The sequence below is a fragment of the Afipia sp. GW821-FHT04G03 genome (assembly GCF_059419985.1).
Genome location: NZ_JBWKSV010000001.1, coordinates 1,253,546 through 1,265,731 on the forward strand (window position 1 = coordinate 1,253,546; position 12,186 = coordinate 1,265,731).

A 12,186-nucleotide genomic window follows, 5' to 3' on the forward strand; every position below is an offset into this window, starting at 1 on the left:
CACGGGCATAACTTGCTCAAAGCGGAGGGAGGGGAAACTTTCGTGGCCGACATCAAGATCACGACCGAGGTTGCCGGACGCATCTGCGTGATCGCGGCCAGCGTCGGCGGAAGCGTCGGCAACGGAGACGATGTTGTGCTGGTCGAAGCCATGAAGATGGAAATTCCAGTCCCCTCGCCCGCCGCAGGAAAGATCAAATCGATCCTCGTCAACATCGACGACGTTGTGGCGGAGGGACAGACGATCGCAATTCTCGAAACGTGATTCGTTTGCACTGCAGCTTTTCCGCGACAAACTGTCCGGTAAACCTAAGTAGGCTTGCAGGCGTTGCGCCGGGTGCGGCACGATGACATGATCCGACAAAATCAAAAACGCATTCCGCATAGCGGAAGCACTGGGAGGACTTATTTCATGACGCGACCAATCACTACGATTGCGGCAATGTTTCTCGCGGGTGCGGCGGCGATATCGTCCGCGCAGGCCCAGGACGTCAAACTGCCTCCGACGATGGCGTTCACCGCCTATGATACCGGCACCTCCGGTTTCAATATCGCCGTCGGCGTCGGCAAGATGATGAAGGACAAATACGGCTCCGACGTGCGCGTTCTTCCCGCAGGCAACGACGTGGCGCGTCTCGCCCCGCTGCGCGCAAACCGCGCGGTGCTGGCTTGGATGGGCACCGGAAGCTATTTCGCTCAGGAAGGCGTGTTCGAATTCGGCGTCAAGGAATGGGGTCCGCAGGCGTTGCAAATGACGCTTTCGACCGTCGACTGCAACGGATTGTCGGTCGGCGTCGCGAAAGATGCCGGCGTCAAGGAGTGGAAGGATTTCCGCGGCAAACGACTCGGATTCGTGGTCGGCTCGCCTGCGCTGAACCAGAACGCCCTTGCGATCATCGCCTATGGCGGGCTCACGCAGAAAGACGTGAAGATCGTCGAATTCGCGAGCTACGGCGCGATGTGGAAGGGCCTCCTCAACAACGATGCCGATGGCGCATTCGGCTCGACGGTGACAGGGCCCGCCAAGGAACTGGAAAGCTCGCCGCGCGGTATTAACTGGCCGCCGCTTCCGCCGGAAGACAAGGCCGCATGGGAGCGCGTCAAGAAAGTCGGCGCGTTCTTCACCCCGCACAGCGTGACGTGCGGCGCCGCGATCGAAGCCTCGAAACCGCAGAAGCTCGCGACCTACCCCTACCCGATCGCGACGACCTACGCGACGCAGCCTGCCGATCAGGTTTACGGACTCACCAAGGCGATGATCGCCGGTTACGATTCGTACAAAGACGCCGCGCCGGGCTCGTCCGGCCTCGACGTCAAGCGCCAGACCAAGCAATGGGTCATTCCGTTTCATCCCGGAGCGGTGAAGGCGCTGAAGGAAGCCGGCAACTGGACCGCCGAGGACGAGACGTTCAACAACAATCTCATCAAGCGGCAAGGCGTTCTGGCTGACGCATGGAAAGCCTACAACGCAGCGAACCCGCCGGCAGAAGCCGACAAGTTCCTGACCGGATGGATGGCTGCGCGAAAGACCGCGCTGGCCAAGGCGAACATGCCGAACGGTTTCGAAGAATAACAGTTTCGATCCCGGCAAATACGGACGTCGTCAACATCCACTATCGGAATCGCCAATGTCAGCTTCGTCCGACGACACCAATCCGGCAGCCGCGCCCGTCGCGGCTGCCGCCATCGCCTCGGCGCAGAAGAAAGTGCAGTTCGACGATCCCCATGCCGGGGTCGGCGGCTTGCAGGAGGCCGAGGTCACGCGGGTGCGCACCTTGCGCGGCGGATGGCGCTGGGCACTGGTCGTCGCGACCGCCGCGACCATCCTGCTCTGCATCAATCAGCAATTCGCGCTGCGTTTTTTCGTCGATTTCACACAGCTCAACACCGAATACTTCTATTTGCTGATCGCGCTGATGCTGCCGTTCACGTTCCTGATTTTTCCGGGCACGGAGACCGCGCCGCTCGATCGCATTCCCTGGTACGACATTGTGCTGTTCGTCATGACATTCGCATCGGCGATCTGGCTGATGATGAACATCCGCAAGGCCGCCGCGCTCGGCTGGGAATTCGCCGGCGCACCGATGCCGGTCATCGCCGGCGGTCTGGTGATGTGGGCGGTGTTGATGGAGGCGCTGCGCCGCACCGGCGGCTGGAGTCTGCTGCTGAGCGTTTTCCCTTTCACCGTCTATCCGCTGTTCGCGGAGTCGTCCTGGCTGGGGCCGTTTCGCGGCAGCCAGTCGACACTTGAACAGGCGACCGCCTATCACGTGCTTTCGGGTGAAAGCCTGCTCGGCATTCCGATCCAGGCTTTCGCCGACACGGTAATCGGCTTTCTGGTGTTCGGCACCGCGCTGATGATGACCGGCGCGGGCAAGTTCTTCATCAACATCGCATTCGCGTTGTGCGGAACATTCCGCGGCGGCGCCGCCAAGGTCTGCATCTTCGCGAGCGGGCTTCTCGGCATGATGTCCGGATCGATCATTTCCAACGTGCTGACCGCAGGCACCATGACCATCCCCGTCATGAAGAAGAGCGGCTTCCGCGCGTCCTATGCGGCCGCCATAGAAGCGTGCGCCTCCACCGGTGCGGTGCTCGCGCCGCCGGTGATGGGCGCGACCGCGTTCGTCATCGCGCAATTCCTGAACGTGAGCTACGCCGACGTCGCGCTCGCCGCGATCATTCCGGCTGCGCTTTATTATCTCGGATTGTTCATGCAGGTGGATTCCTACGCGGCGCGTCACGGCCTCGCCGGAATACCGCGCTCCGAACTGCCGAAGATCTGGGATACGATCAAGGAAGGCTGGTACTACATCTTCGTCATCGCGCTGCTGATCGTGATGCTGCTGTACTTCAAGCGCGAAAGTCATGCGCCGTTCTATGCAACCGCCCTGCTGCTGGTGCTGAACCAGTTGTTCTCGAAGGACACACGCTGGACCTTCGCGACGATCGGAAAATTCCTCGAGGTCAACGGCCGCACCTTTGTCGAGCTGGTGGGCATTCTCGCCGGATGCGGCCTGCTGATCGGCGCGTTCTCGATGACGGGCGTGGTGTCCAGCCTCGCCAACGATCTTCTGACGATTGCCGGCGATAGCGCGTTCCTGCTGCTGGCGATGTGCGCGTTCACAAGCCTGGTGCTGGGACTCGGGCTGACGACAACGGCTTGCTACATCTTCCTCGCCATTCTTGTCGCGCCCGCGCTCGAGAAGGTCGGCCTCAACAAGATGGCCGTCCACATGTTCATCTTCTATTGGGGCATGTTGTCGTCGATCACGCCGCCGGTCGCCATCGCGTCGTTTGCCGCCGCAGGCATCGCCGGTTCACCCGCGATGAAGACTGGCTGGGAATCGATGTGGGTCGGCAGTATCATCTACTTCATCCCCTTCTTCTTCGTGCTGAACCCCGCACTCGTGTTGCAGGGAGACTTCCCCTATTTCGAGGCGCTCGGCCTGACGGCGCTGGTGGCATTCGGCACGCTGTTCATCTGCGGCGGAATTCAGGGCTATCAGGCTTTTGTGGGAGACCTCAGGCGGACTGGCACATTCGAATGGCCGCTTCGTTTTCTGCTGATCATCGGAGGATTCACTGTCGCAACGCCGGGCGGCGGCATCGTGCCGATTTCGCAGCTGCAAATGACAACGCTGGGACTGTCGATCCTGGTTCCGACATTAATCGTCGCTCTCGTATTGATGCGCCGGAACCCGCTTGCGCCGACGCCGCTGTCGGCGCGCTAACGCTATCGGCAGCGCGCGTTCGAGCGGACCGTGCGCTCATCGAAATGTGGCAGCAAGTTGTGCGGCGTGTTCCAACTCAGTGCGCGAACGCCACACCCGGCGAAATACGATTTCGCTGTCTCGATGCGTAAGACTTGTGTCTGGCCTTCTGATGTGTTGGACATATAGTCCAGTCATCAACGAACCTTCATAAGGGATAACGATGTTCAAAGCACTTCTCGCGACCACATTGCTTGTCTCGGCCACGGCCGGTGCATTTGCCCAAGGCCAGCAGCGCAGCGGCACACCCGAAGAACAGAAAGCCTGCGCACCGGACGTCTCGCGTTATTGCCGTACCGTGATGAATGATGGCGACTTCGTGATTCTGGGCTGCCTTCAGGCGAACCGCCCCAAGATCAGCAAGAAGTGCGACGCGGTTCTCAAGAGCCACGGTCAATAACAGACCGCCTGCCCTGGCGCCCATGCCGGGACGCATATGACTGGACCGGACCGATCGGCCTGACACCCGTCAGGCTGATTTCGTTGTCAGGCTGATTTTCTCGCGGCGTTGTCGACCAGGGTCTTGCCGAGCGACCAGATCGCGCCGGGCACGCGATGACTGCTTTCGATCACGTTGTCGAACGCGCCGGTGATCCAGTCGCAATCCTCGGTGGTCAGCGTCAACGGCGGGATCAGCTTGATCGTATGGCTGGCGTGGCCAGACACCTGGGTGAGGATCTTGTGGTCCTTGAACAGCGGAATGGTGATCAGCTGGCAGAACAGGCCTTTGCTCGCCGCCTCCAGCATGGTCCACGACGCCTTGAGCTTCAGCGATTTCGGCGGACCGAACTCGACGCCGATCATCATGCCCTTGCCGCGCACGTCCTTGAGCAATTCATAGCGCGGCACCATCGCCGACAGCGCCGAGAGCAACTGCTCGCCGCGCGCCGCCGCGTTCTCGATCAGCTTCTCGGATTTCAGCACCTCGAGCGTGGCAATGCCGGCCGCCATGGCAAGATCGTTCTTCGCAAAGGTCGATCCGTGCACCACGGCACGGTCCATGCGATCGAAAATCTTGTCGAAGATCGCCTTGCGCGTCAGCACCGCGCCGACCGGCACGTGGCCGCCGGAAAGCGATTTCGACAGCAGCACCATGTCGGGTTCGACATTCCAGTGCTCGACTGCGAGGAAGCGCCCGGTGCGGCCCATGCCCGTCTGAATCTCGTCCGCGACGAACAGCGTTCCGTAGCGTTTGCACAGCGCGGCGGCCGTTGGCAGAAAGTCATCGCCAGGAATGTTGACGCCCTTGCCCTGGATCGGCTCGACGATGAAGGCCGCGATCTGGCGGGAGGCCAGCGCCTTCTCAAGCGCAACGAGATCGTTGAACGGGATCGAGGTGCAGTCCGGCAGCAGCGGCCCGAAGCCGGTGCGGAAATTCGTATCGCCGGTCAGCGACAGCGAGCCATACGACAGGCCGTGATAGGCGTGGTCGCAATAAAGGATGCCGGTGCGGCCGGTCGCGCCGCGCGCAAACTTGATCGCAGCTTCGACACATTCTGTCCCTGAATTCGCGAAAAAGACCTTATCCAGATAAGGCACATTCGCGATCAGGCGCTCGGCCAGAATGCCGGCCAGCGTCGACAGATCGAGCTGAACGAGATTCGGAAGATCGCTGTCCAGAACGCTCTTGAGGGCGTCCTTGACGGTGGGATGGTTGCGGCCAAGCGCGAAAACGCCGAAGCCGCTCAACAGATCGAGGTAACGGTCGCCGTCGCGGTCGAACAGATACTGGCCCTGCGCGCGCTGAAAGCCGACGTCATAACCGATGGTCTTAAGCACCCGGACGAGTTGCTCGTTGAGGTACCGTGTATGCAAAGTGTTACGCTGGAACTGGCGATCCGCGAACATCTCTGAAATGTCTAGATTTGACTGCATGATGTCATACATACTTCGCTTGGCGGGCATCTAGTCAACCTAAAATAGTGTCTGCGTCGTTTTGTCAGTATCTAGAACAATGAGCGACTCTTGTGATTAAAGTTGGTTGCAATGCACGCGAGGATTCATGCGGAAATTAGCCTTTAGTGGAATGTTTTTTCTCGCCGCCGTCGGAACAGCCCATGCCGCCGACCCGCTGGGTGAATGGCGGGACGAGGACGGCAAGGCGACGATCCGAATCGTCGAGTGCAATTCACGCATATGGGGGATCATTGCGTCCGAAAAAACCCCCGGCACGATCGACAAGAACAATCCCGACAAGGCAAAGCGCACGCGCGCCACACTCGGCATTCCCATCCTCATCAACATGAAGAAGGATGAGGAAGAAAAAGACAGATGGGAAGGCGAAATCTACGACCCCATCCGCGGCAAGAACTTCTCCTCATCGATTCAGGTCAAATCCGCCAACGCATTGCGCGTCGAGGGATGCCTGGCGATGGTCCTGTGCGGCGGTCAAACCTGGACCCGCGTTGAACCTGGAACATCCGGTTTCACCTACTTGCCGAGCCTCGCCGCAAAGGCAGCACCGGGCGCGGCTCCTGCCCCTGCCGGCGCGCCCAAGACCACAGCCTCGCCCTTCCCTGCTCCGATCGGCACGCCCAAGGCTGCCGCCCCGAAAGCGGGCGCAGCCAAGGCGGGCGATTCGGTCTCGCACGAAATCTGCATGCTGCCCGAGATCATGTCCGCCCCGGTCAAGTAGGCTTCAGGCAGACGTCAAACAAACTTTAAAGGCAGGCTTCACGAAGCCTGCCTTTTTTACGGTCGTTACTTGTCCGTGGTCTCGCGCGGCTTGCCCATCAGCGCAGGCTGGAACAGCACAGCGGCCGCGAGAGTCGTGACCAGCGAGAGCGCCAGCAGCTTGCCCATGCTCGATGTGCCGGGATGGCTCGAAAGCCACAGGCTGCCGAACGCCGTCGCGGTGGTCATCGCGCTGTAGAAGATCGCGCGCGTCAGCGGAGACTGTAGCAGGTCGGTCTGACCGTTTCGCCACGCCGTCACGTAGTAGATCTTGAACGCGACGCCGATGCCGAGCAGCAGCGGTAGCGCGATGATGTTGGCGAAGTTCATCGGCAGCCCGATCAGGACGCAGATCTCCAGCGTGACCACACCTGCCAGAATCAGCGGCACAAGCGTCAGCAGCACGTCGCCGATTCGCTTCAGCACGATCCAGAGCAGGATCGCGATCGACAGCAGCGCCCAGCCGCCGGCCTGAATGAAGGCCGACACGATGGTGTCTCCCGATTTCAGGATCGAGATCGGACCGCCGATGGCGTCCGGCTGAACTTTCAGGATCGCGCCGGCAAACTTGCGCAGCGTGTCGTTGTCGTTGGGATCGCCCTTCGGCTGTGCCTCGACGCGGGTGCGCCCATCCGTGGACACCCAGTCGCTCAGGATGTCGGGCGGCAAGGTTTTCACGCTGACCGGCTGCGCCTTGAGCAGGCCACGGACCTGATCCAGCGCGACGTTCAACGGCGAGATGAACGTCGTCTCGGCCTTCTCGCGGGTGGCCTTGTCGGCCTGCGCGAGTTTCGCCAATGCGTCAGCCAGACGGCGCGCCGCCAGAGCGCCCGCCCCCTTGTCGTCGCCTGCGGTCTTGCGCAGGCTTTCCACGGAGCCTTTTAGCGCCGCGACGTTTTCCTCATCGGACGGCGCGGTGCCGCGCGATGTTTCGTTCAGGATCGGATTGAGCGACGCCGCAGCCTTGCGAATGATCCCGAGTTTCGCTTGCTGATCGTCCGGGATGAAGGTGTCGAGCGAAAGCGTTCGCGACACTTCGGGAAGTTTCGCAAGACGGGCCTGGATTTCCTTCGCCGCGGCCGGGGACGCAGCCATCACTTCGACGGCATTGGTGCCGGTGTTGGGATCACGCCGCAGATCGAGATAGGTCGCAACGGATTCGACCTTTGCGCTGCGCAGGTTCATCGGATTGAAGTCGAACTGCAGGAAGTAAAGTAACGGCAAGCCGAGGACAGCCACGCCGAGCGTCGCGACAACGACGCCGACGCGATGCCGCTCCAGAAAGCTGTCGACCGGAGCCAGAAACTTGAAGCCGAGCGCTTCGGCCTCGCCCGGAGGATTCAGGACCTTGAGCAGCGCGGGCAGCACGGTGATCGCCGCAATAAACGCGATGATCATGCCGGCGCCGGCGATCTTGCCCAGTTCCGACACACCCTTGTAGTCCGTCGGCAGGAACGAGAGGAAACCGGCCGCCGTGGCCACCGCCGCAAGCGTGAGCGGAACCGCGGAATACTCGGCGGCCTTCTCGATCGCGGGACTGAGTTCATCATTTTCGTGGCGTTCGGCGCGATAGCGCACGCTGTACTGGATGCCGAAATCGACTCCCAGACCGACGAACAACACGAAGAACGCAATCGAGATCAGGTTGAACGCCCCGACGATCATGAGTCCCATGGCGGTCGTGACCGACAGGCCGATCACCAGCGTGATGAAAACCGCGGCGATGATCTTGGATGACTTCAGCGCGCACCACAGGATGAACAGCACGATCAGGACGGTGCCGGTATGGGTGACAAGCGCCCCCTCCTGCACCGTCGCGAACTCATCGTTCGCGATCGGGACCGGCCCGGTCAGACGGACCCTGGCGCTGTAATCGCCCGCGAGTTTCACGTCCTCGGCCGCCTTGCGGATGGCATCGACAGCGGCGCCGCCCGGCTCCAGCGCCTTGAAGTCGAGAACCGGCCGGATCATGAGAAGCGTGCGCTTGTCGGACTCGGTCAGAGGCTCGGTGCTGGACAATTCCCTCCAGGAGAAGGTCGCAGGCTGGTTCGCCGTCACCTTTTCGACGGTCTCGGCCACCTGATTGAGCGGCTTCGCCATGGAATCGCGGGAATACTGGCCCCGCTGGGATCCGGCGAGGCCGAATTCCAGCACGCCGGTCAGGCCGCGCAGGCTGGGGTCATCGACCAGAATGTCGAAAATCGGGGCTGCGGAGGCCAACTGGCTGGTCTGCTTGGCCACCTCGGGGGTCGGCAAGAACAAAAGACCGTTATTATCGAAGAACGGTCCACCGCCCGGCCGGCGCACCCAAATGAACCTGTCGGTTTGTGGGAGCAACTTCTTCTCAAGGGCGTCGGCGGCCTGCCGGGAGAGTTCCGGGGTCGGCGCCTCTACAACGGCCAAAATGGTGTCATTTCGGCCCGGAAACGCCTTTTCGAACGTAATTTCGCGCTTACGCCAGTCCAGATTAGGAGAGATCAGCGTCGCAACGTCGGTATTGATGGCAAAGTTCCGGTGGGAATAGACGCCTGCCGCCGCTGCCAGAGCTACGCCGGCCAGGATGACCAGCCATGCATGGCGCGTGCAAAAACGAACAAGCGATACAATAGTCCTTGTCAGCACAGGTTTTCTTTCTATTTCTGGCGGCCAGCTTGAGGAAAAGAGGCAACTGCCGGGGGGGGCAAGCCGTTAACTAACTGATGCCTCAAACGATGCCCTTAAGTCACACAATAGTGGCATTTAACCGGCAGTTCCTCAGAACTACTGATGGATAGCTGCAATAATGCTACACTGCAAAATGTTCCCGTCTTGTTCCACTGTCGCATTGGAAGCCTTGTTATGACCTCATCGACCCCATTGCTCGACGCAATCAAAACGCCCGCCGACCTTCGCAAGATGAAGGAAAGCGAACTGCCTCAAGTCGCAGCAGAGCTTCGCGCCGAGACCATCAACGCGGTTGCGGTAACCGGCGGTCACTTGGGCTCCGGCCTTGGCGTCGTGGAACTGACGGTGGCGATACATCATGTTTTTAATACGCCGAACGACCGTGTCATCTGGGACGTCGGCCATCAGGCCTATCCCCACAAGATTCTGACCGAACGCCGCGACCGGATTCGCACCCTGCGTCAGGGTGGCGGATTGTCCGGGTTCACCAAGCGCGCGGAGAGCGAGTACGATTGTTTCGGCGCGGCGCACTCCTCGACCTCCATTTCAGCAGGCCTCGGTATGGCTGTCGCGCGTGATCTCGCGGGCGAAGAGCGAAATATCGTCGCAGTAATCGGCGACGGCGCGATGTCCGCCGGCATGGCCTATGAAGCGATGAACAATGCAGGTGCAATGGATTCGCGCCTGATCGTCATTCTGAACGACAATGAAATGTCGATTGCGCCGCCGGTCGGCGCGATGTCGTCCTATCTGTCGCGCCTCACCTCCAGCAACACCTACCGCTCGCTCCGCGAAATCGGCAAGCAGGTGGCCAAGCGTCTTCCAAAATTCGTTGAGAAGGGCGCGCAGCGCGCCGAGGAATATGCCCGCGGAATGTTGTCCGGCGGCACGCTGTTCGAGGAACTCGGCTTCTACTATGTCGGCCCGATCGACGGCCATAACCTTGACCATCTTCTGCCCGTGCTGAAGAACGTGCGCGACTCCAAGGTCGGCCCGACGCTGATCCACGTCGTCACCGAAAAGGGCAAGGGCTACTCCCACGCCGAAACCGCCGCCGACAAGTATCACGGCGTCGTCAAATTCGATGTCGCCACCGGCAAGCAGGCGAAAGCACAGGCCAACGCCCCCGCCTACACCAAGGTGTTCGGCAACAGCCTCGTCAAGGAAGCCGAGAAGGACGACAAGATCGTCGCGATCACCGCCGCCATGCCGTCCGGCACCGGCGTCGATATTTTCAGCAAGGCTTTCCCGGACCGCACGTTCGACGTCGGCATTGCAGAGCAGCACGGCGTGACGTTCGCCGCCGGTCTCGCCTCCGAAGGCATGAAGCCGTTCGTCGCGATCTACTCCACCTTCCTGCAGCGCGCCTACGATCAGGTCGTACACGACGTTGCGATTCAGGGCCTGCCCGTCCGCTTCATCATCGACCGCGCCGGTCTGGTGGGCGCCGATGGTCCGACCCATGCCGGTTCGTTCGATCTGGCTTATCTCGGCTGCCTGCCCGGCATGGTGCTGATGGCCGCTGCCGATGAAGCCGAACTGGTTCACATGGTTGCCACCGCGGCCGCGATTAACGACGCGCCGTCAGCGATCCGCTTCCCGCGTGGCGACGGCGTCGGCGTCGATCTGCCCGCCGTCGGCGTTCCGCTGGAAATCGGCAAGGGCCGCATCGTCCGCGAAGGCACCTCGGTGGCGCTGGTGTCGCTCGGCACGCGCCTCGCCGAATGCCTCAAGGCTGCAGACATTCTAAAAACGCACGGCTTGACCACGACGGTGGCCGATGCACGCTTTGCCAAGCCGATCGATACGGACATGATCCTGCGTCTGGCGCGTGAGCACGACGTGCTCATCACCATCGAGGAAGGCTCCATCGGCGGCTTCGGAGCGCAGGTCCTGCATACCCTTGCAGAGAACGGTGCGCTGGACAGAGGACTGAAGGTTCGCGCGATGGTTCTGCCGGATACGTTCATCGACCAGGACAGCCCGGCCGCGATGTATGCGAAGGCCGGCCTCGATGCCAAGGGTATCGTGACGCGGGTGTTCGAGGCATTGGGCCGCGAAGGCAAAACCGGCGCGGTGCAGCTTGCTTGATCGCGCGCCAATGAACGCCCCGATGAAAATCCTGCTGGCTCAGCCGCGCGGGTTTTGCGCTGGCGTGGTGCGTGCGATCGAGATCGTCGAGCGCGCGCTGGAGAAGTACGGCCCGCCGGTCTATGTCCGTCACGAGATCGTGCACAACAAGTACGTCGTCGAAAGCCTCAAGGCCAAGGGCGCGGTGTTCGTCGAGGATCTGCACGAAGTGCCGGCCAACGCCATCACGGTATTCAGCGCGCACGGTGTCGCCAAGAGCGTCGAGGAAGAAGCCGCTTCGCGCGGGCTGCCCGTTCTGAACGCCACCTGCCCGCTGGTGACCAAGGTCCACAACCAGGGCAAGCGCTACGTGTCCAAGGGACGCAAGCTGGTGCTGATCGGCCATGAGGGCCATCCGGAAGTCGTCGGCACCATGGGACAGGTCCCCGGCCCCGTCATCCTCGTCCAGAGCGTCGAGGACGTCGCAGCGCTGGACCTGCCCAATGACGCCCCGATGGCCTACATCACCCAGACCACGCTCAGTGTGGACGACACACGGGACATCATCGCAGCCCTCGAGGACCGCTTTACCGACCTCGAAGGCCCGGATACCCGCGACATCTGCTATGCGACACAAAACCGCCAGTCTTCGGTGCGAGACCTCTCCAAATTGGTCGATGTCATCCTCGTGGTGGGTGCGACCAACAGTTCCAACTCCAACCGCCTGCGGGAAATCGGGACCGAAGTCGGCGTCCCGAGCTACCTCCTCGCTGACGGCAGCCAGCTCAATCCCGAATGGTTGAAAGACGCGAAAACCGTCGGCATCACCGCGGGCGCCTCGGCGCCGGAGGTGCTGGTGGACGATGTGATTGACGCCCTGCGGAGAATCGGACCGGTAACAGTGTCCGTGCTGCCGGGCCGGGAGGAAAACATCGAATTCAGGCTTCCTGCGGAGCTGGTTCAACGCCAGCCGCGCCTCTCTCCTGCGATGCAAGAAAGATAGTTGT

The 12,186-nt window shown here is 61.4% G+C and carries 9 protein-coding genes; 7 read left to right on the forward strand and 2 right to left on the reverse strand.

From position 1 onward, the window contains the following. Positions 1 to 42 precede the first annotated feature (42 nt). The 4 genes from AC07UB_RS06135 to AC07UB_RS06150 all read left to right on the forward strand — a co-directional run bounded on the left by AC07UB_RS06135 (position 43) and on the right by AC07UB_RS06150 (position 4,172). The gene (locus AC07UB_RS06135) at positions 43 to 264 is read left to right on the forward strand and encodes an acyl-CoA carboxylase biotin carboxyl carrier protein subunit (RefSeq protein WP_492793007.1); all 222 of its coding nucleotides are present in this window, start codon (positions 43 to 45) and stop codon (positions 262 to 264) included. A 147-nt stretch (positions 265 to 411) separates the two neighbouring features. Beyond that, positions 412 to 1,572 carry a TAXI family TRAP transporter solute-binding subunit gene (locus tag AC07UB_RS06140; protein ID WP_494651710.1) on the forward strand — a complete coding sequence of 387 codons (1,161 nt, stop codon included), beginning with the start codon at positions 412 to 414 and terminating at the stop codon, positions 1,570 to 1,572. Between the two features lie 55 nt (positions 1,573 to 1,627). After that, positions 1,628 to 3,733 (forward strand): TRAP transporter permease, encoded by a 2,106-nt coding sequence (locus AC07UB_RS06145; RefSeq protein ID WP_494651709.1) that lies wholly within the window; start codon positions 1,628 to 1,630, stop codon positions 3,731 to 3,733. Between the two features lie 202 nt (positions 3,734 to 3,935). After that, positions 3,936 to 4,172 carry a hypothetical protein gene (locus AC07UB_RS06150; RefSeq protein ID WP_492793010.1) on the forward strand — a complete coding sequence of 79 codons (237 nt, stop codon included), beginning with the start codon at positions 3,936 to 3,938 and terminating at the stop codon, positions 4,170 to 4,172. 86 nt (positions 4,173 to 4,258) lie between these two features. Here the strand turns inward: AC07UB_RS06150 and hpnO are convergent, their stop codons facing one another. Continuing rightward, a complete protein-coding gene (gene hpnO, locus AC07UB_RS06155; RefSeq protein WP_492793246.1) occupies positions 4,259 to 5,650 on the reverse strand; it encodes an aminobacteriohopanetriol synthase HpnO in 1,392 nt (463 codons plus the stop codon). 124 nt (positions 5,651 to 5,774) lie between these two features. On the opposite strand from hpnO, the gene AC07UB_RS06160 reads away from it, so the two are divergent. Continuing rightward, entirely contained in the window at positions 5,775 to 6,407 is a 633-nt protein-coding gene (locus AC07UB_RS06160) for a DUF2147 domain-containing protein (RefSeq protein ID WP_492793011.1), read from the forward strand. Positions 6,408 to 6,472: 65 nt separating this feature from the next. Here the strand turns inward: AC07UB_RS06160 and hpnN are convergent, their stop codons facing one another. After that, positions 6,473 to 9,067: a hopanoid transporter HpnN gene (hpnN, locus tag AC07UB_RS06165; RefSeq protein ID WP_492793012.1), complete on the reverse strand. Its 2,595-nt coding sequence runs from the start codon at positions 9,065 to 9,067 to the stop codon at positions 6,473 to 6,475. 216 nt (positions 9,068 to 9,283) lie between these two features. Here hpnN and dxs point away from each other — a divergent pair, with 216 nt between their 5' ends. Together dxs and ispH are read left to right on the forward strand one after the other, a co-directional pair. Further along, the gene (gene dxs, locus AC07UB_RS06170; RefSeq protein ID WP_494651707.1) at positions 9,284 to 11,200 is read left to right on the forward strand and encodes a 1-deoxy-D-xylulose-5-phosphate synthase; all 1,917 of its coding nucleotides are present in this window, start codon (positions 9,284 to 9,286) and stop codon (positions 11,198 to 11,200) included. Between the two features lie 22 nt (positions 11,201 to 11,222). Next, the gene (ispH, locus tag AC07UB_RS06175; RefSeq protein ID WP_492793014.1) at positions 11,223 to 12,182 is read left to right on the forward strand and encodes a 4-hydroxy-3-methylbut-2-enyl diphosphate reductase; all 960 of its coding nucleotides are present in this window, start codon (positions 11,223 to 11,225) and stop codon (positions 12,180 to 12,182) included. The last annotated feature ends 4 nt before the right edge of the window (positions 12,183 to 12,186 follow it).